The sequence below is a fragment of the Paenibacillus terrigena DSM 21567 genome, from assembly GCF_000374845.1.
Classification (GTDB): domain Bacteria; phylum Bacillota; class Bacilli; order Paenibacillales; family Paenibacillaceae; genus Paenibacillus_K; species Paenibacillus_K terrigena.
The window spans coordinates 131,800-153,889 of record NZ_KB895417.1 but is presented as its reverse complement, the minus strand read 5'-3'; the positions used below and the strand labels follow the sequence as shown (position 1 = coordinate 153,889).

Sequence of the window (22,090 nt, the reverse complement as noted above, 5' to 3'; positions counted from 1 at the left end):
TCCATTAATCCGTTAATAAAATCTCAGTCTCTTTGTGGAAAAATAGCGCTTTGTTCATATCCACCGCTACCGATGCGCGCATGCCATCATCGAAGTGGTAGCGTGGATGCGCCCGCGCCACGAACCGCTTATCCATTCCGATATCCATATGATAATAACGATCCGACCCGACGAACTCGCTTAGCTCCATAATGCCATTCACGATCGAATGCGGGTACGTCTCGAGCATAATTTCCTCGAAGCTGATATTCTCTGGGCGAATTCCGAGAATCACCACACGGTCGACAAGGTTAAGTTTTCTTAATTGCGACGCCTGGCGCTCCGTCAATTGCAGCGAAAATCGGTTCGTGTGGAATTCGAGAAAACCATTATTCTCTTGCAATTTGCCCTGAATGAAGTTCATCGGCGGGTTCCCGATAAATTTAGCGACGAATAGATTCGCCGGGTGATTATAGACGCGTTCTGGGGTATCCACCTGCTGCACGATCCCTTTCTCCATGACCACGATCCGGTCGCCCATCGTCATCGCCTCGATCTGATCATGCGTGACATAGATCGTCGTCACGCCGATTTTCTTATGTAAGCTGACGATTTCGGAGCGCATCAATACGCGGAGCTTCGCATCCAAGTTCGACAACGGCTCATCCATCAAGAAGGCTTGCGGGGTTCGAACGATCGCTCGCCCGAGCGCAACCCGTTGGCGTTGACCCCCGGATAATTCCTTCGGTCTGCGATCGAGGAAATTCTCGATTTCGAGTACGCGTGCCGCCCGCTTCACAGCGAGGTCAATCTCATGCTTCGGAAGCTTCCGCATCCGTAGTCCGAAAGCAATATTCTCATACACGGACATATTCGGATACAGCGCATAGTTCTGGAACACCATCGAAATATCCCGTTCCTTGGGAGGTATATCGTTCACAATCGTATCACCAATATAAATTTCACCTTCAGATACATCCTCAAGCCCTGCGAGCATACGCAAGGTTGTTGATTTCCCGCATCCCGAAGAGCCTACGAAGACGAGAAACTCTTGATCCTTCACATCCAGATTGAAATCCTTCACTGCATATTCCTGATATTTTCCATAGCGCTTGTGTACATGATTAAACACGATTCTCGACATGATACCCCTCCTAGGCTATAGATGTGCAAATCTATATATCTTGATACTAACAATTTTACTGTGAGCGTAGTGTGTGATTGTTGTGGATTTCGTGTGAAGATGGGACAACGCGCGGGATGATAGTGGGAGCAAACCCGTTAAATTGGAGCACGGGAGGGGGATAGGTAGGGGGCTCCACCCGCTGTTAAAAAACGTGTGGATTGAATGATATGCAGCGGAGTTCACACGTTTTTTAAAGGCGGACGCTATCGCTTCTCCTCCCCCTGCCCATCCCCTTGCTTGCTACGTTGGTGTGGGGTTCGACCTCATTACACCCTCTCGTCGTTGTGCCTGGGAGTGAGAATGGCTATAGTGGATTTTCGCATCATAGAAGCTCGAATTGGCTGCAACGCAACTTCTATACTGGATTTTTTACACTAACTTCTCGCGCTTGAGGGGAACAACAAGCCATTTCGGCCAGCTATCCTGCTACGATCCAACATAGCTGCGGAATGGAGTGAAAAAGGGGCTTCTATAGTGCACATATCCACCATAGACGGTGGGGTACGAGAGCGGTCGAAACGAAGGGCAAGATACCTCCCAAGAAGAACGATTTCATCGCCCTGTAGCGCGATAAGCGTTCTTACAAAACCTTCTCAAAGACAACACAAAAGGCCGCCCCCGCGATATTCCATAGCTTACAGGGACAACCTTTACATGCAATCCTATTCAGATTCCAATTGCGCTCGCACCTGACTCAACACCATCATCAATGCAAGCTGAATCACCGATACCACGTAAGCGCCGATCACGATGCCAGCGAGGATCGCATACGGGCTCCACAGCTGGTGAATGAGCGTACTCAACAGCCCCGATACGACGAATAAACAAAACACCAGTACCATCGTCTTCAGTCTGGATTGCTTGAAATATTGCCTGCTGCGGCGTAAAGCTGCATCCAGCTGGGATCGATCAACCACAATCGTAAATTCAAGATAGATAAATAGAATGCGAAGCACGATGAAGACCAATAACGATAGGAACAATCCAATCCCTTGGAACAACATCACGAGAAGTGTCGTGACTGCCGTCTTGGCGAACATGATCATCAGATAAAGGAAAATAAACCGGATCCAGTAGACCTTGCCCTCCCGTATAAATCCCCTGATCGATGCCGGCTCTCCGATCGATGCTTGCCAAAGAATGCCAATATATCCGCCCTGCGCAAAGGTCATCAAGAGCAGCATCAGCACCACAGCAGCCCAGCCGATGGTCGGTACGCCAGGAATGTTCATAAATTGTAATTGATTCGGCAGCAATGGAATATTGATCAAATGGCTGACCGACGGCAATCCCATCTCAAGAATTAGTCGATACGATAGAGACGATGTTCCGATAAAACCTACCAACGCCCCGCCGAGCAAATAAGCGATAAGATCCAAAATGATAGGACATAGAATCAACATCGGATATCGAAGGATCTGGACAAAAGCACGTTGAAGCAGCATGATCTACCTCCATGACAAGATGATGTGTTAATGAATCGACTTCGCAAGCGGCAAATGCAGCCAGAACGTTGAACCTTCACCCAGCTCGCTCTCCGCATCAATCGTTCCCCCGTGGGCCTCGATCAATGCTTTGGCGATGCTTAAGCCGACGCCGATCCCTCCCGTACCGCGTGAACGAGCTTTGTCCGCACGATAGAATCGATTGAAAATAAGCGGAAGGTCTTGCTCCGAAATGCCAATTCCGCTGTCGGTACAGTACATCGTAACGGTATGCGCATCCTTTACCGAGAGGCCTACCCCTATCGTTCCGCCTGTCGGCGTATATTTAATCGCGTTCGATATGACATTGGTGATCACTTGGATGAGGCGGTCCGCATCTACGCGGACTGGACATGGAACATGCAAGTGATGCAGATGGAACGTAATGCCCTTATCTTTGACGAGAAAGATCATGTTCTCATAGACGTCCTTCACGAGTTCGCGCAAATCGACCTGCTGCATGACCAGTTGGAATCTCGCGCCTTCGGCCTCAGATAGTTTCTCCACCTCATCCACCAACCGGCATAGACGATCAATCTCTGCATAAATCCGATTCAAATTCTCTTCATTCACCGGATAAATGCCGTCAATCAACGCTTCCATACGTGAAAGCATTGAAGTAAGCGGCGTCCGCAATTCATGCGTCAAATCCTGCATCGACTGTTTGCGCCACGTCTCTTGCTTTGTGAAATCTGCGGATAACGTATTGATGGCATGCGTGAGCTGATCAAGCTCCTTCATACCCGCCGTAGGGATGACAATGTCGCGATCTCCGCTCGTAATGAGCTCCGCCATCTTCCCGCTTGTCCGTAAGGACCTCGATAACCATCGTGCCGCACCATAACTAACAAGAATCGATATGAGGATCACGAAGAAAATGTTTCCCTTATTCTGATGAACAAGATTGTTCGCCAGAAAAGCCAAATAAGGAATATGCTGTACATTATTCAAATCAACGAACGTATCCAAATAACCCAGCAGTACCCCATTAACCGAAATCGGTACACTCACCGTGTACGGCACAGCCCATTTATGCGATTTGGGGACTGAATCAAAGAGAACGCTCTGATGGTCCGGTCCATAATAGCGCACATGCATGGCATAGATATTGACAGCCTTCCGCATCCATTCCGTCTGCTCCTTCGAGAGGATCCCCGGTTCGAGATTCGATCGGAGAGTGAAAGCCATTTTATGCGTCTGATCTCGAATCACTTGCTTCTTATACGCCGTTAACGATTCATTCCAGGTGAGGCTTAGGAACAGTCCCGCCGTCAACATCAGAAGAATCGATGTCATCATGAGTGTGAAGAACAGCATGAACTGTGTTCTTCGCAGGATCCCGTATTTGCCCATTAGAACCCCTCATCCGAATGATAGGAGAACTTGTAACCGCCTCCAATTTTGGTTACGATGTACACCGGATTTTTGTGATCCTCTTCAATCTTCTTCCGGATATTCTTAATATGCGTATCGGTCGTTCGTCCGTCGCCGATATCCCGATACCCTTGAACTTCATAAGACAGCTCTTGCCTCGTATAGAGCTTGTTCGGATTCTTTACCAGCACACTGAGCAATTTGAACTCGGTAATCGTCAGATTGGCCGGCTTGGAATTCACATAGACTTCCTTCGACTCGAAATTAATCACGAGATTGCCCCGATTGAACCGTATCACGGTCTGATTATTCACGGGGAACATATTCATTCGGCGCTGGATGGCACGGATTCGCGCGATCACTTCTTTCATTCGGAACGGCTTCGTAATGTAGTCGTCCGCCCCTAGATTCAGACCGTTAATCGTATCCATTTCTTGCGCCTTAGACGTGATCATAATGATTGGAATATTCGAGAATTTGCGAATTTGCTTACAAATCTCCTCTCCCGATACACCCGGTATCATCAAATCCAGCAGCAGTAGATCAAACTTAAAATTGTAAATTTTCTGAAGCGCATCATTGCCATCTTCGGAAGTATGTACCGTCCAACCTTCGTTAATGAGATACGACTGTAATACATTGCGAATCGAATCATCGTCCTCTACGATGAGAATGTTCATGCTGTCACCCCTCAGAACTTTAGTTGTTGTAAAGCTATCTATAAGAGCGCGAGGACTCCTATGGTCTGCTGAAGATGCTGCCAAGAAAGGACTCTATTAATATAGCATCGAACCCTACTCGGCTCAAGGTTTTCCTACAATTCCAGATTTGCACAAAAACACCCGACCATTTCTACGCTAGAAATGATCGAGTGCTCCGTTTCACACTGCTTAGTGTGCCTTCGCCATGGCTTCTTTAATTTTCGTCTCCGATTCTTCCTTCAGCACTCGCAGGAACTCTTGGATATTCATATCGGACTCTGCGAATTTGGACAGACTTCCGGCGATATCGACGTATTGATCCCACTTACTAACGGTCTTCGGCACAGCCGCTTCGCGTGAGAAGAAGGCTTTAATATTTTTCCCTTTATAGATATCCAGATCGGCACCGAACGCTTCATAGACTTTCGGATCGATAAGCACCGGCGGATCTCCTGCCTTCGCCAATTTCGTCTGATTCTCTGCCGACACATATTCAGCTAGAACCTGGAAGGCTTCATCTTTATGCTCGCTATATTTATTAATGACATAGGGATGGGAGCCTGATGGAGGCGCGATGTTTGGTAAATCCGACCACATTGGCACAGGAACCGAATCCATATTTTTGGCGACTTCTGGATCACCAATTCCCCACTTGATGTACCCTGGCCAGGATACAATCATCCCAACATTCTTTTTCCCGAAAGCATAATCTTTTCTCGCCTCAGGGTCACGATCATAAATCCCTGGGATACTGTAGAACTTCTTCATCAGCTCAAGATATTTCGTCACTTCAGGCTTCTTATCGATTAAGACCTCACCCGTGTTCGGATCCGTCAAGTTCGTATTCAGCTCAAGCAGAGGCACCAGCGCTTCATAACCTGTGAACCCGGGCCCCATCTCCAGACCACGATATTGGATGCCATCGCGTTCACCCGTTAACTGCTTCGCAAGATCAACCATTTCCTCCCAAGTCATATGCTCGGATGGATACGGCACGCCGAACAGATCGAACACTTCTTTGTTGTAATACATCGTATAGTTATCACTGCTCGAAGGCATGCCTGTTAGTTTCCCTTCAGGGTTTACCGCACGCCAGTACGCTAGAATCGAAGGATCAATCGCGCTCTCATCGAAGTTATGCTTCGCCATCAGATCATCGAGCGGCTCAATCATACCGAGCTCCTCTAACGGCTCAACGCCCCAGTTCGCAAATATAATATCCGGAACGATCTGCTTCGCATTCAGCTCCTGCAGCGGCTCCAGCTTCGCTTGCGCATCGACTAATTCAATCTTAATATTGGGAAGCTTCTCATCAATATCTTTGAATAAGTTATCGAAAAAGCCTTGTCCCCATGGATACAAAATTTTTACCGTTACTTCTTCCCCTGTAGTCGCTGTATCCCCTTGTGCTCCGGCATCCGTTGATTCCGAAGTCGTCGTCTCGGTCGATTCTTTCTGCTCGCTTGGAGCTGATGAACCGCACCCTGTAAACAATGTGATGAGCATAGTTAGAACAAGCAGCAGAACGAATTGATGTTTCATTTTCATACGACATTGGCCTCCCTAGGTAGTATTGTGAATCCATGCAAGCTAACGATTCTCTGATGATCTCTTGTCTGTTTCCCCTTATAAATTTTCAATATTATCGCATTGAATTTAGAGAAAATCATAACAAAACCGATGTGAAGATGGTGTGTGTTTTCGGTGGAAATTCTGCGTAGAGACCACGTCATACTGGGCATGTCGTAATATTGAACATCCACTCACGTGCAATCAAAAAAGGCCGCATTTCACCCTGAAATAGGAGTGAAATACGACCTTTGATCTACGATATTATCAGTTATTTGCTTGTGATACCTACGGTAACAATCTCGCATGGACCTACAGCTAAGGACAATTGTCCTGCATCGTTCTGCTCGATCCGAGCACCGCGCTCTTCCAAGATGTTACTCTTGAACGCGTTGTCGAACGGCAAGTGGTACGCAAGATCTAGCGTTGTTGCTTCACGGCTCATATTGAACCAACGCAGCATCAAGTTGCCCGATCCTTCATGCAATTTCATCGAGGAGAACGCAAGCTCTGTGTTCTCGAATGTGTATGGTGCGAACGTCGCAGCCATCGATCCTGCATGAACACCGGTCTGTGCTACGGTCCAAGGCACTTGGAACTGATACGCTTCCGCATAAGCACCAGACTTGATGCCGTCGCCGTTATGAGGAATCACTTCCATACGTACTGTATGCTCACCAATACATTGCGCTTCTGGCGTTGGGAAGTAACCCCAATCGCCAAGCTCGCCAACCGAGCGAAGCAGTGTTACCGCAATCGTGTTGCGACCATCACGCAATACTTCGTATTCGTTGAGTCCGAAGTTCGCAACCGTAAGGCCTGCTCCAGCCTCGGATACATCAACAAAAGCTTGCTGATGCTGCGCATTGCTTGGGTTGTCCCATTCTTCAGCCGGCTCATTGTCACGAACCGGAATTTCGAACATGGAATCCACATGGTGGACATTCGTGCTCAGATCGGTCGGGAACAATGCGCGTACGCGGTGATCCTTCGCTTGGTTGTTGAAGGAAGCTTCGATCTCTACGCCATTACCGCTCTTGTTCAAGCTAATGACCGTGCGAATCGTGAATGGAACCATCACATTAGAACGCTGTGACTTACGATTCGGATAATACACGCATGCATGCTGTTCAACATCGAGCAATTCATCCGCAGATGCCGGAATCTCCCAATGATGTGTTACTTCAACCGAAGCGCGGTATGGTGTATCTTCAACAACGCGAATCTCTGCGGACAAGCCTTTCGTCGTTAGAGCCGTCTCGCCTGTTGGCTGCTTGAACATATATTCGTTACCGATATCGCCTGTATTCTCATACACACCCAGATCACGGTACGTACGACCGAATTTCTTATCCGTTAATGTGAACGAGCCATCCTCAGCGATCTCGACCTTAAGTCCTTCATTCTCCATGGTCCGTTCGCCGCTTAATAACGATGCTGCTGGTACGACTGCCCCGGCTTGGCGAACCCAAGCATAGGTCGTTAAGCCCATCGCTGGCACCTTCGAAGCTTCGAATGTCAGCTTCACTTGGCGGCACATGTACGGCTGACGGAATGCATCATCCGGTAGATCATAGCCGAATTGAAGGCCCAGATCTTCTACCGTGCAAGGAATGACATTGCCTTCCGCATCCACGAGTACGCGACCTGTAATATCCAGATTGCGAACCCGATCTGTCGCTTCTTCCAAGGTATAGCCGTCGCGGAAGTATAGACGCTCAGCATCCACCGTGATCGTCACAACGCCTGTGCGTTCCCATCCCGTTGTATTGAATACAACGACAGGTCGTGCTTCTTCGCCATACTTCACGAAACTTGATGTATCGATGTTATCAGCAATCGCTTGTTTCACATCATCTACAATCGACTCTGCGACATGACGGCTCTTATCGAAACGCGCCACCATCTCACGGTGTACCTCATCCACACTACAGCCGCAAATGCTGTCATGCGGGTGATTCTGCATTAAAGTCTTCCAAGCATAAGTGAACAAGTGATGCGGATAGGCTTCACCCACGCCCGCCAAATGTGCCATCGATGCAAGCGGCTCTGCCACTTTCTCCAGCATCATTTGACCAAGCTGATTCATTTGCTTCAGATAGACACGTGCAGACGCTGTATTAACAAGCGTACCCCAGCCGTCTGTACGTTGACTGCGAAGCTCGCCATGAACCTCGGAGAGATCACGGTCTACCGCACGCTCCAGCGCATTGAGATAATCGATGAAATTCGAGTGAATGAACGAAGTATCTGGGTATTGCTCGCGAGCGACGCGAATCGCTTCTGGCAGATCCAATTGGATCGGCTGATGATCGCATCCGTTCATATAGAGCAGCTCGTTCGTCGATGCATATTTCTCCGCATCTGCGAGCTTTCTATCCCAGTATTCTTTAGCTTTTTCCGGATCGGCAGGGACTTCGTTCCCGTTCGAATACCAGTTCGCGAACAAGATGCCGAGCACCTTTGAACCGTCCGGTCCAACCCATTGCAATTCCGAGAAGGACGATTCATAATTGCCATCTGCAACCGTATTGTTGAAGCCCGTTGGCTTCACGCCGCGCCCGAAGAACGCGTTCTGAATACCCGATTGCTGCATTAATTGCGGCGTCTGACCGACAAGGCCGAACGTATCCGGGAAGTAACCGACTTTGGATACATTTCCATAACGTAATGCATCTTGATGTCCGACTTGCATGTTGCGTACGTTTGCCTCACCGCTCGTTAAGAACGCATCCTGCAGGATGTACCATGGACCGATAAGAATACGTCCATCGCGAATGAACTTCGCAAGACGATCTCTCTGATCTGGTCGTACTTGCAGATAGTCTTCAATAATAATCGTCTGTCCGTCCAAGAAGAAGCTGCGATATTCCGGATCTTGATCCAGTTTATCGAGCAATGTATCCATTAATTTGACAAGACGCACATGATGCTTCTCGTATGGCAAGTACCACTCCCGATCCCAGTGCGTATGCGATACGATATGGGCTGTTCTCTTCTTCGTCATGGCTGTTCCCCCTATTCTTCGCTTACCTGAATATCCACCTCATGCGGACGGTAAACCGATATGATCTGTCCTGCCGCATCCGTCGCGAACAGCACGGATCTTTCCTGTGCTAATGTAAATTGATAAGTCTTGCTCGTGTCGTTATCTTTCACTTGGATCGTCGTATCCAAGGCATATTCCGATACGAAAATAAATAAGAAGCCGTCCTTGAACCGCAGCTTGCGTCCATAGACACCTGCGAGATCTCCGCCTTGCAGCCACATCATGTCTTGTTTGCAGCCCGCAGCTTCCACCGCGTATCGATAGAGCTCAGCAATGGAATCTGTACGTTCATTCAATTCAATCGGGAGTGGACTCCAGATCAAGCGGCCTTGACCAAGCTGTACATCGATAACGGCATCGTTGCCCGTTTCGCCGCGTACTTCCTTGCTTACTTCCGCAATGCGACGATGACCGAAGGATACCGGAATCGCCTTCCCACCGAGATGGAGCATCTCTTCGCGGCGAACATTACGCAGCTCGCCCTTACCGAGCAAATCCGTCAAACGATCGGATTCTTGCCAGTAGGCATTAAGGCCGATCGGACCCGTAACAAGCAACGTTGCGCCCGTGTTCTCCACCATGTCGATCAGCTTCGCCCATGCCGCATCCTCGAAGTTATGCGCACTTGGCAGAATAATTAATCTTGCCGGGTTCTGCTCTAGTGCCTCTAAATGGTATTCGGATACCGCACGGAATGGCAAATTCAATTGATAAGACAATACACGCGTTAACCGTGTCGTCGCATCGAACGCGAGTTTGCGATTCGAGAAGTCATTCGAATACGGGAATACCGCAACAATCTCCTCCAATGCGCGATCTTGGAACAAGTCCCGAATCTCGCCCATGAATTGTCCAAAATGATACGATACATCCGCTTCCGGTTTCTCTGTACCATCTGCACGGAGGGCACCGATATGGGATTCATTTGCATTATCCATGTAGAAGTTCGTATTCCAGATCCAGTGAATCGCACCTGCACCTCCTGTCGCGAATGCATAAGCATACTTGCGTTCCAACAAACTACGTAGTTCTTGCTCGCTGCGTTTCGCACGGCCATCCGGATTCTCGACATACATGATGCCTGTCTCCTGAATGACATTCGGCTTATTCGCGGTCTTCGCGAAGATACCGTCCCAGATGAGATAATCATTCAACCACCAGGAGTGAACCGTTGTATAATCCACGGCTTCTTCATAGAAGAATGGAGATGGACGCTGCGCGCCGAGCGCTTCATCCTGACCTACCGTCACAAGATGATCCGGCACGATGTCCTTAATGGTATCGTACAACGCCTTCGCCCAACGATTATGCATCTCCATCGAGAACAAGCAGTAATCGAGCCAACGTGTTCCTTTTTTACCTTGATGCATATCTTGTACGTCGAAGTTAATCTCTTTCGGACCTGGAATGACCGCAGCGGCGAAGCTCGGAAGCTGCTCCGGCGTCATATTCCAGCGCTTCTGCAAATCTTCAATCCGCTCATGACGCTGTTCAAGCCACTGGGTGAAGGCTTCCTTCTCGAAGCGGTCTCCGCAAGAACGCGGTCCTTCGGAGAAGATCAATTCCGGTTCGAACATGGAAGGCTCGTTGATCAGGTCCCAATCCACATGCGTCGTCGTCTTATGACGCGATACGATGGAACGAATGAAGCGTTTCTGTGCTTCCACGCTCTGTGGATCGAGATAAGGGTTGGCCCCTTCCCACGTCTCCGGTGTGAAAGAGAAGAAGGTAAATGTAACTTGTAAATTGTGTTTCTTCGCCGTTAAGAAGAAGGCGTCAATCGCACGCAGCACTTCCTCCGAAGCGTGTCCATCCACTTGCATCACGTTTCGGTATGCCGTCCAAATGCCCGTACGAATCCAGTTGATGCCGGCTTTCGCCATCTGTCCCATGTCCCGATCCCATACATCGGTATTCGGCAGGAACAAGAATTTTCGCGCCACATCGCTCGTCATGTATGTCATGCCGACGATTGGCAGCGGTCGCCCGTCCTTCTCAAAATAATCTCTTCCGCTCTTGATTGGACTGCCAGCTGTCAATAACGCTTCATCGTTACCCCAGAATCCTTGACGAAGCACGCGTACTTCGCCGTCTTCCATTGTAATGGTACAAGTCACACGATAATGTCCGCTGCTGATTTCGAGCGGAACTGGAATGCGAAGATACTCAATTTCACGTGTTACTTCTAATATAAGCGAATTCTCCCAGCGATCACTTGCGTCTTCGCGTTCAACTACAAGATCAACCTTCATGGATTCAAAACGCTTGTCAAAATGAACGAAACGTTCAATACGTTGTGCTTGCAGGGTTAATACCGCGTGCTCACCTGGCTCATATGTCGCATAATTCGGTTTGATCCAAAATTCTGTAACATCCTTCGCACAGAATTGCGTCCACGTCGCGAGTGCTGCCAAGCCACCTTCATCGAAGAAACGTTCCGTTAATGGTGCATTCACAAACAACCAACGCGATCCACCGAACTCGCCGCGAACATTCTCCCATAGGACAACAGGTGCCGCAATCTCGCGTCCCTCTTGGCTAACCGCCTTCAGGAGCGGATAAATCTGCGTACTCATCGTACCAGCAGAGCCCATTTGCTGAGGCAAGTCGGCATTCTTCGTCGTATGCGGCACGAGATTCCAAGTCTGATCGATTTCGAATAAAGATTCCTGACCACGCAGCAATGGAATGGAATGAAGTGCCGTAAGCGTTGTTAACTTCGCATCGACGCGCAGCATTTCATGAATGTATAACTGCTGATGATAAGCGGTCTGCTCGGCCTCGACGACCCAGCTGCCGGACTCTTTCCGTACCGGAAGCTTGAACGGCGCGCCTCCAATGCTAACAAGCCCGCCACCTTGACGTAAGAATTCAAGAATCGCAGGCCATGCCGCTTTCGGGAAATAAGGTGCGTGCATATTCACGAAGCACCCTGATGCAGATGAACGAAGGGCTTCAGCAAGCCCCTCGCTATCTACAACCGTTCCGACCTGACCGAGGTCCGCCGCGCTAATTTCCTCTAGCGCAGACGGACTCGGGAAAGTTGGATCATAAAATACGATGACTTGACGGCTCATAGAATGCCTTCTTTCATCGCCTTGTACACCAGCTGCGAGAACAAGCTGTTCGACCAAGCGAACCATTTACGTGTGAAGACGCTCGGATCATCCGCATGGAATCCTTCATGCATGTAGCCTGTATCTGCATCTGTGTTTTCTAACATCGCGATCATCTCGAGCTTCTCTTCCTTCGTCGTTGCCGTAATCCCTTGCATCGACAAAGCCATATGCCAGATGTAATCTTTAGGCGTATGCGGACTTCCGATCCCTTTCGCCGCTTTTCCTTCGAAGTAGAACGGGTTCTCTTTGGATAATGCAAATCTTCTTGTATTCTGGTAGATCGGATCATCTGCACCGACATATCCAAGGTAAGGGATCGACATCAAACCCGGCGTACCCGCATCATCCATCAGGCAATGGTTGCCAAAACCGTCTGTCTCATAAGCATAAATCGGTCCAAACTCTGGATGACGGTAGATACCATACAACTGAATCCCGTGGTCAATATCCTTTTCCAGGTCTTTCAGTTCTTTCAAGAAGTCCATATCGCGGAACACCCACTCCGCGAACTCTTGCATATGACGAAGGGCAACGACTGCGAACATATTCCCTGGAATGTTGTAGTGGAAATCGCACGCATCATCACTCGAACGGAAGCCCGACCATACCATACCTGTGTAGTTCACTGGCATGCCAAGCCCGTTATTGCGCAAGGAATCCTCAGGAATCCCGTTATCCCGCGTGAAACGGTAAGGCGACAATTCGAAATGGCGTTGTTCCGTCTTGAACAAATCGTAAATCTTACGCATCGCCGACTTGAAGCCTGCATCAAAGATGTCCGTCAGCTCTGTTTCTTTCCAGTACATATAAGCAAGACGCATCGAGAAGCAAAGGGAGTCAATCTCGAACTTGCGCTCCCACACCCAAGGGGACATATCTGTGATGTCTGCTTTGTTCCAATGCCAATCATTCGCTGATTCGTTGAATGCATTCGCATACGGATCGATGTGAATGTAGTTGATATGGCGCTTAATCAAGCCGCTCAAGATGCGTTGTAGATCCGCATCTTCCTTCGCGAACGGGACATAATGGATCACTTGCTCAACGGAATCCCGCAGCCATGAAGCTGGAATATCACCCGTAATGACGAATGTCGTTCCATCTTCCATTAATTTCGTTGTCGTCTCCAGTGTGTTCGGGAAGCAGTTCTTGAATAATTGCAAAAGCTTCGGACGATGAGCGAGCTTCTCTTCTGCTTCTTGAATCACTTCTTGAATCGCTTGCGGCAGCTTTAGCTCCGGCATCGGAATTTTAGGCAATCTGAATTGTTCCATGGTAAGTTTCCCCCAGTCTTTTTAGAGGTTGTTCAAAAAGTCATCTTTTGATTACGACGAAAAGTTGACTTTTTGAACACACAATTTTACTCTTTTACCGCACCAATCGTTAGACCTTGAATGAAATAACGTTGGAAGAATGGATAAGCGAAGATAATCGGCCCAGTCGCGAGTACGACCATCGCCATCCGTGATGTATCCGCTGGCAAGGATTGCATTATGCCCGCACCCAAGGATGGATTATTCGTATTCTGTAGAAGGAACTGCATACTGTTCTCGATCCGCATAAGCATCGATTGCAGTGGTACAAGATCCGGATTATCAATATACAGCAACGCGTTGAACCAGTCATTCCAGTATCCTAATGTACTGAATAGTCCGATGGTTGCAAGACCCGGTAATGACAACGGCAGAATAAGTCGGCAGAAAATTCCGAACTCGCCTGCACCGTCAATTTTCCCGGATTCAATAATGGCTTCCGGCACCGAGGTGACGAAGAAGGTTCGCATAATCATAATATAGAAGGCGTTCCCTGCCATCGGCAGGATTAGCGCAAGCAGTGTATCCTTCATGCCAAGCAATTGCGTTACAACGATATACGTCGGAACAAGTCCACCGTTGAATAGCATCGTAAAGAAGGCGAAGAAGCCGAAGAAATTACGATATTTGAAGCTTTTGCGGGAAATCGCATAAGCAAATGTTGCCGTTAGAATCAAGCTGACGAGTGTTCCTATAAGTGTAACGGTAATGGTAATCCCGTAGGAACGAAACAACTGATCTCCTGCTTTGAATAGATAACGGTAAGCATCAAGGCTCCATTTCTCTGGGAAGATACTATACCCGTTTGTCGCAAGAGTTTGCTCGTCCGTGAACGAGATGATGGTAACGAATAAGAACGGGAAGACGCAGGCAAAGGCGAACAACCCAGCTATAATATTAAACACGACATTTAACCCGGCGGGTAATTTATGAAAATCACGCGATTTAAGCGCTTTTGTCGACATAACCATTTCCTCCTTCCAAGGCGATCCTTAGAATAATGCGTTGTCCTTGTCCCATTTGCGAACGATCCAGTTCGAGACAATAACAAGCGTAAATCCGATCACTGATTGATATAATCCTGCTGCTGTACTCATGCCAATCTCACCTGTTGCTTTGAGACCGCGGTATACGTACGTATCGATAACGTTCGTGACAGAGTAGAGTGCACCCGAATCTCTTGGTACTTGATAAAAGAGACCAAAGTCCGCATAGAAGATACGTCCAATTGCAAGCAATGTTAGAATGGTCATCAGCGGTTTAAGCATTGGGAGCGTAATGTTGCGAATTTGCTGCCATTTGCTAGCCCCGTCGATCATTGCCGCCTCATAGAGTGATTTATCAATCCCCATGATCGCCGCTAAATACACAACGCTGTTATAACCAACGGACTTCCATAGGAAGACTAGAATAATGATAAATGGCCAGTATGCTTTCTCGGTATACCATTGCGTTGGCTCTGCGCCGAACCAACTGCCGATTTGATTGATCATCCCTTTATCAAAGCTCAAGAAACTGAACACGAAATAACCAACAATAACCCAAGATAAGAAATAAGGCAGGAACATACCGGTCTGATAGACTTTTGCAAGTTTTTTGTTCGTAATCTCAGCGAGAATAATCGCCATCGTTACGGCAAGCACAAGACCGACAATAATAAAGAAGATGTTATACAATAGTGTGTTACGTGTAATGATGTAGGCATCATTGGTGCTAAATAAGAACTTAAAGTTATCCCATCCTACCCACTTGCTGTCTACAATACTTGCCCAGAATCCATCACGGCTGTTACGGTATTCCTTAAATGCAATAACAACCCCGGCCATTGGCAAATAGGAGAAGAACAGGAACCATAAGGTCGCCGGCAAAGCCATCAGCAGAAGTACTTTATTCTTATTGATATCCTTGAAGAATCCGCCGATCCTTTTCATACGATCACCTCTCGAATCAAAGTTGAGAATGAATTAGGCGAATGATCAACATCCGCCCAATTCATTTATATCTTGTGACGTTTATTTCTTCGTTGCTTTCCAAGCATCCACTTGACTTTGTGCTTCAGCAATAATTTTATCTAAGCCAGCAGCTTTGAATTTCGCAGTTGCTTGTGGAATGAATTTATCTGGATCCACAGTTCCTGTCATAAGCGATGCCCAGAATTCTTCTTTAACGTTTTGTACTGCCGCGATTTCCGTTGTTACTTTGGATGGATCGAAGTTGAATCCTAGAAGCGGTGCTTTTTCACCCGAATCGTTGAATTTTTTGAACTCGTCCCATTTGTTCTCAGGGTCATTCTTGTCACGGTATGTGAGCATTACGTTACCCAGGGAGAATGTCGGCATATCGTAGTTCTTGGATTCTGGCAAGTTTTCCATGGCATCGTCGCCTACTTTTTTGTAGTGAACGCCTTCGATACCCGAGTCAATCATGTTACGAAGTACAGGATCTGTATTCAGCAAGTTCAAGAATTCCATTGCTTTCTCAGGGTATTTCGAGTTCGCAGAGATCGCTTGCATCGAACCCATAACGGACCAGTTGTAGATCAACGCTGGGCTAGCAGCTTTGGATACGACTGGGTAGCCAAGGCTTTGGGACCAAAGGTTATCTGCGAATGGTTGGTTCGTTGCTTTATCTGTTAACCATTTGCCTGTAGCTTGTACATCAGACAAGGAAGTCAGTGTTGCAGCTTCTGTTGGGATGTAACCCGCTTTGTAGTATTTGTGCATGGTTGCAAGCGTTTGCTTCATCTCAGGTGTTTCAAGGATGTTAACGACTTTCAGATCTTTATCGCCAACTTTAACCGCCATCGGCATGTTCTCGATGATGTAATCGAAAGGAACGATTGGGTTAAATGTTTTGTCTACTGCAAGCGCATAAGTACCTGGCTCATTTTCTTTGATGGTCTTAAGCAAAGGCTCAAGGCTTTCTAGGGAACCTACGTTATCCAGATTCAATTTGTATTTATCAACAAGGTTTTTGTTAAAGCGCCATACGGATTGTGCTGGAAGCTCTTTGTTCGCAGGAACACCGTAGTTGTGTCCGTCAACTTTGGAGCCTTCAAGGAATGCCGGATCAAGTGTGTCTACGATGCCTTTTCCTTGTTTCTGTAGTAGGTCTTCGATCGGTAGGAATGCGCCTTTACGTGCATTTTGTACATAGTCGAATGCCCATGATGACGTGAACATGAGGTCCATCGGTGTACCCGAAGCTGTCATAACTTGCATTTTCTGAGTGTAGTCACCCCAGTCGATCATGTTCATTTTTACAGTTGCGCCGATTTTCTCTTTTGTATATTTGCTAACCTCTTCCATAACACGATCCACATCTTTTTGTGGTGTACCGATCGTGTACCAGATCAGTTCTACGGGTTTCTCAGGTGTTCCAGTGCTCTCTTCTTTTTTGCCCCCGCATGCACTTAGGGATAATGATAGCGCTAACATCAGCACTAAAGTTGTTACAAAACTTTTTCTCACTTTACTCATTTTTGTTTCCCTCCTGTTGTACTTCTCAATGACTGACCCCCGTTTGGGGATATATTTACAGTACCTCATGAAAGCATTTTCAAATAGGCGACAAAGTAAATGATCTATGTCCAAACTAAAGAAAAAAAAGACTACTCTAATTATTGTTTAGAGTAGCCCTTTATATTCCGTTGGGGAGATTCCCACATATTTCTTAAACTGTTTGTAGAAGTAACCTGTCTCCCAATAGCCCACATTCCGCGCAATTTCGTGGACTTTCAAGTGCGTGGTCTTCAACATTTCCTTGGCTTTATCAATCCGGTATTTATTAATGTATTCGGTAAAGGTCTCGCCCGTCTCCTTGTGGAACAACTGCCCTAAATACACGGGATGGATGTTATATTGCTGGCCCATTAGCTTGAGCGACAATTCTTCGGCGTACGATTTGTGAATGTAATTGAGCACCTGCTGCACAACGGGACTCTTCACATCGGAGATAAGAAATTCGACCGCCGTATCGCACACGCTATGAATGGCTTCACTCAAATCGTCAATCGTGCTTGCTGTCCGAACTTGATCGAATGCGTCATGGAACAGATCCGTCTCTTCAGTATGGCGTATCGCTTTCAGTTCCACCTTGAACCGAACGATCATTTCAAGCGCAATGTTCTGCACATCATGCGGCATGATGCCCGGGAGACTCTGAATTCGGCTGAAATCCTCTCGGATCAATTGATGCAGCGCTTCGTGGTCTTTGGCAATAAGCAGCTTGGTATACTGTGCCCAATCCAGTGTAAAATCAACCCGTTCAAGCTCCTGTCGAATCGGAAGTTCACTATAATCCATCATATCTTGGTCCGGATAAATCCAGAAATAGGCTTGCGTCTTCTTCGCATTCAAGTAGCTTGTCCCTGCGTGCTGAGGAAGAGATTCCATACTGCCGATCGAGATCCGAAGCGGATGGTAGTTACTGAGTCGATCATGCAGTTCTTGCAACCACGCCTTCAGCTCTGTAAATCCTTGGTCAGGATCCTGGATGCACGCAAGCAAAATCAGATCCCCATCAATATCGCGGAAGCAGGTATACGTCTTGTGATGCTTCAATTGTCTTGCAACGAGTTCGAACACCTCAGGCTGCTTGCTCTCCGGACTGAATACGACGGCCGCAATATAAGGTGCATTGAACGTGATATCGAGCAGATCCATCCGTTCCTTGAATTCCATGGGACCGATCTGATTCGTGACCCAGCGATGGAGCGTATTGTCTTTCAGAATTTGCGTGCTGAATTCCGTGATCATTCGCTCTTCTCGGAACGTATTCAGCTTCTCAACGGTATTCAGCAGCGTTGCACGCAGCTCCTCGACATTGATCGGTTTGAGCAGATAGTTCTCAATCCCGAGACGCATACCTTCTTTCAAATACGTGAACTCATTAAACCCGCTAAGCACGATAACCTTAAGCTCATCGTGGAATTCTCTCGCTCCGCGAATGAGTTCAAGGCCATTCATCACGGGCATCGAAATGTCCGTAATCAGAATATCGACGAGCGTCTGCTTCATCGCATCCAGTGCCTTACGTCCGTTCTCGGCATGGCCGACTATCTCGAGACCCAGCCCGGACCAATCGATAATATCGTATAGGCCCTCGATAATAAAGGGCTCGTCATCGACAATAAATACTCTATACATCTTAACTCTCCTTCTCTTCGATGTCTGGCAGGAGCACCTTCACAATCGTGCCTTCCCCATCCCGACTCTGAAGTTCAATCCCATAGGGACTGCCGTACAAAAGCTGAAGCCGATCATGTACACTACGGAGTCCGAACGATTGGCCTTCTGGCGCATCAGGGTGCAGCGAGGCACGAATTTGTTCTAATCGGTCCACGGCAATCCCATGTCCGTTATCCTCAATCTGTACGAGAATCCCCTCATCACAGCGCATCGCGCGGATATGAATAACATTATCCATCTGATCGCTGCGAAGCCCATGGACAATATAATTCTCAATAATCGGTTGAAGCGACATCTGCAATACTTTTTTGTTACTAAGCTCGAAGTCGCATTCAATCGTGTACGAGAATTTATCTTTGTATCGGATACGGAACAATTCCAAATATAATCGACACGCTTCAAGCTCATCCTTCAGCAAATAAATCTCCTTCTGGTGCACGAAGCTGCGGAATAGCGCCGATAAACTGTAGATCATCTCCCCAACATCTTGTGCTCCTTGCGAGATCGCCCGCATCCGGATGACTTCTAGGGTGTTATATAGAAAATGTGGATTGATCCTCGCTTGCAAGGCCATAAGCTCTGTCTGCTTTTGCTTAATATCTGCCTTATAAACCCGATCGATGTATTGATTCAGATCCATCAGCATATCATTGAAGCTATGTGCAATCTGTCCAAGTTGATCTTCCTTCGGATCATGAATACGGGCGGTCAAGTTCCCTTCCTTCACCTCTTGGGTGAAGCGAATAATCTCGTTCGTCCGTCTAGCGAACCGTATGATGAAGATCGATGGGAACAGGATTGCGACAAGGATACAAATGGCGCTGACGCTTAGAATCGTATTGCGTACGCCGTTATAGGAGGCCTGCATCTCCTCCTGTGAGATCATGCCGAGGACCATATAGCCACCTTTATTCTGCGTCAGCTTGGTCATATACTGATTATTCACCAGCTCACTGCTCTCATAGAAAGAGTTAATCGCCGTCATATCCGGGTAGGTCTGCCCGTACATCTGTCCGAGGGAATCGAACAATACGCCGCCATCGGTCGTGAGCACGAGGATCCGGCCTTTGAGCGTATCCTTCAAATCGATGAGTGTCTTCCAAATGCTGTCCGAATTGTAGAACACGAGCAGTTGGCCGATATTCGTCAGGGACTGCTTATCATTGAGCTGCAGGCGAAGCGAGAACAAATGCGTATTCCACTGATCGAGCGCCTTGCGCACCCATGGATTCGGGAGCGTAATGTTGCCGCCTTCCAGTGCCATCACGTCGGGGATATAGGTATGTACGACATCCGTCTTCCGTACCTTGAGCTGCTGGTACTGATTATATTCGTACATCGTCTGCTGTCCCGAGCTGTATAGGATGAGGTTGCTGATATCCTCGTCGTCTTCCATCTTGTTCTTGAAATATTGGAGCGTCTCCGACCATACACTGTTCGAATTTCGGTAATATTGATCCAGATTATACTGGATGTACTCTTGGAATGGATGCTCTAGGAAATACGTTACGCCCGCCGACAACGCCGAATCTCGGTACACGCCTTCAACCATCATGTGCACGGCATCGTATTTCGACGAAATATAGCTATTGACGCGCTGCATCGCTTGCTGTTGACTTTCCAACTCCCGATTAATCACCGTCTCGGACATGGAGCGGAACATCAAATAAGAGAATGTAATAATGGTCACGATCGTGATGAAGGAGAACAGAAGAATCAGCTTCATGAACAAGTTGTTTTGAAAATGTGTGCGGTAGAGGCTGCCTAATTTCATCCTGTACATCCCTTCATACGTTAGTCAGTAGTTGATTATATCACGACTTGCACAGAAGTCGAAATGACACCACGGGTCGACACCCGTTCTTTAGCGCATAGGTGGGGAATGGCTGGAGATTCCGGTCGCTGACGCTCCTCCACCCTCTGATAACCCCTTTCAGTTCTACATCGGTGCGGAGTTGGTCTTTTTGTATAGCAACACCGGACGATCCGTGTACACACGGCAGACCTACCCACATCGATCACCGACGCAGCACCAACACAAGAACGATCCAAGGGTTTCTCCCTTGGATCGCACTTTTCACTTCACTACCTATAAACCATATGTCTTTCGAATTCGAAAGCTTAAGGCATATTCACGCCACGCGAACTAACATAGAGCGAATACCACTCTTCGCGCGTCATCAGCTGTGCTTGGCGCTCAGCATCCTTTGTCGCCAAGATCCGCTCCACATTCGACGATCCAATCACCGGTTGAATCCCTGCAGGGTGACGCATCAGCCAACCCAGCACGATCGCTTCCGGCGTCGTACCTTTCTCCGCTGCCATCCGCTGAACCATCGCTGCTGTGGCTTGAATATTCGCAGGCTCGCCTTCCACGCTACGGCCTGTGAATCGACCCTGCGCAAGCGGTGCCCAAGCTTGAATCTGAACTTTCTCCATCTGGCAATATTCCATCAGCCCCTCGGAGAAGTTCACATTCACGCCTGCTTGTTGGTTCACATGAACCCCTTGATCGAGCCAATCGAGCTTCGCAAGACTCATTTCCAGCTGATTCACGACAAGCGGCTCAGGTAATGCGCTCTGCAAGAAACGAATTTGCGCCGCACTCATATTCGATACGCCGAAATATCTTACTTTGCCCGATGCTTTCAATTTGCCGAACGCTTCTGCCACTTCCTCAGGCTCCATTAGAGGGTCTGGACGGTGCAGCAGCAGCACATCCAGATAATCAACGCTTAGACGGCTAAGTGAAGCATCGACGGATTCTAGGATATGCTCTTTGGAGAAATCAAATCGTCCAGGAACGTCGCCTTCTCCGAATCGAATGCCGCATTTGGTCTGAATCACGAGCTGTTCACGCAGCTCAGGTCTGTTCTTCAGAATGCGACCGAAGGCCTCTTCTGCTTTACCCATCGTATAAATATTCGCATGATCGATCATGGAGATGCCGATGGACATTGCTGCATCCAACGCCTTCTCCGCCTTCAATACATCTTCCGCCAAAAGTGGGTCACGGTTCCATCCGCCACCGAACGGCATGCATCCCATAATTACTCGGCTTGCAGCAATACCGCGTTGTTGTAAAGGTATGATCTTCATAAGTTGTGTCGCCTCCTGTGTATGTGAG

The 22,090-nt window shown here is 47.9% G+C and carries 14 protein-coding genes; all 14 read right to left on the bottom strand.

Translation table 11 applies throughout. The features are described from left to right. Positions 1-4 precede the first annotated feature (4 nt). Positions 5-1,123: an ABC transporter ATP-binding protein gene (locus tag C558_RS0116830; protein ID WP_018757458.1), complete on the bottom strand. Its 1,119-nt coding sequence runs from the start codon at positions 1,121-1,123 to the stop codon at positions 5-7. Between the two features lie 704 nt (positions 1,124-1,827). Next, positions 1,828-2,610 carry a hypothetical protein gene (locus C558_RS0116825; RefSeq protein WP_018757457.1) on the bottom strand — a complete coding sequence of 261 codons (783 nt, stop codon included), beginning with the start codon at positions 2,608-2,610 and terminating at the stop codon, positions 1,828-1,830. Between the two features lie 27 nt (positions 2,611-2,637). Beyond that, the gene (locus C558_RS0116820; RefSeq protein WP_018757456.1) at positions 2,638-4,002 is read right to left on the bottom strand and encodes a sensor histidine kinase; all 1,365 of its coding nucleotides are present in this window, start codon (positions 4,000-4,002) and stop codon (positions 2,638-2,640) included. Next, positions 4,002-4,703 (bottom strand): response regulator transcription factor, encoded by a 702-nt coding sequence (locus tag C558_RS0116815; protein ID WP_018757455.1) that lies wholly within the window; start codon positions 4,701-4,703, stop codon positions 4,002-4,004. The genes C558_RS0116820 and C558_RS0116815 overlap by 1 nt, the downstream gene beginning before the upstream one ends. 210 nt (positions 4,704-4,913) lie before the next feature. Continuing rightward, the gene (locus C558_RS0116810; protein ID WP_018757454.1) at positions 4,914-6,272 is read right to left on the bottom strand and encodes an ABC transporter substrate-binding protein; all 1,359 of its coding nucleotides are present in this window, start codon (positions 6,270-6,272) and stop codon (positions 4,914-4,916) included. A gap of 292 nt (positions 6,273-6,564) precedes the next feature. Further along, positions 6,565-9,300 carry an alpha-mannosidase gene (locus C558_RS0116805; RefSeq protein ID WP_018757453.1) on the bottom strand — a complete coding sequence of 912 codons (2,736 nt, stop codon included), beginning with the start codon at positions 9,298-9,300 and terminating at the stop codon, positions 6,565-6,567. Positions 9,301-9,311: 11 nt separating this feature from the next. Next, positions 9,312-12,419, bottom strand: a complete 3,108-nt coding sequence (locus C558_RS0116800) for a beta-galactosidase (RefSeq protein ID WP_018757452.1) — start codon at positions 12,417-12,419, stop codon at positions 9,312-9,314. Then, on the bottom strand, positions 12,416-13,735 hold the full coding sequence (locus tag C558_RS0116795) for a glycoside hydrolase family 125 protein (RefSeq protein ID WP_018757451.1): 1,320 nt from the start codon (positions 13,733-13,735) through the stop codon (positions 12,416-12,418). Before C558_RS0116795 ends, C558_RS0116800 begins: the two co-directional genes overlap by 4 nt. Before the next feature lie 86 nt (positions 13,736-13,821). After that, positions 13,822-14,739: a carbohydrate ABC transporter permease gene (locus tag C558_RS0116790; RefSeq protein ID WP_018757450.1), complete on the bottom strand. Its 918-nt coding sequence runs from the start codon at positions 14,737-14,739 to the stop codon at positions 13,822-13,824. Positions 14,740-14,766: 27 nt separating this feature from the next. Continuing rightward, positions 14,767-15,705, bottom strand: coding sequence for an ABC transporter permease (locus tag C558_RS0116785; protein ID WP_018757449.1), 939 nt, complete (start codon positions 15,703-15,705; stop codon positions 14,767-14,769). An 81-nt stretch (positions 15,706-15,786) separates the two neighbouring features. Beyond that, a complete protein-coding gene (locus tag C558_RS0116780) occupies positions 15,787-17,253 on the bottom strand; it encodes an ABC transporter substrate-binding protein (protein ID WP_018757448.1) in 1,467 nt (488 codons plus the stop codon). Between the two features lie 147 nt (positions 17,254-17,400). Further along, a complete protein-coding gene (locus C558_RS0116775) occupies positions 17,401-18,921 on the bottom strand; it encodes a response regulator transcription factor (RefSeq protein ID WP_018757447.1) in 1,521 nt (506 codons plus the stop codon). A 1-nt stretch (position 18,922) separates the two neighbouring features. Next, a complete protein-coding gene (locus tag C558_RS0116770; RefSeq protein WP_018757446.1) occupies positions 18,923-20,737 on the bottom strand; it encodes a sensor histidine kinase in 1,815 nt (604 codons plus the stop codon). A gap of 347 nt (positions 20,738-21,084) precedes the next feature. After that, the gene (locus C558_RS0116765; protein WP_018757445.1) at positions 21,085-22,062 is read right to left on the bottom strand and encodes an aldo/keto reductase; all 978 of its coding nucleotides are present in this window, start codon (positions 22,060-22,062) and stop codon (positions 21,085-21,087) included. Positions 22,063-22,090 lie beyond the last annotated feature (28 nt).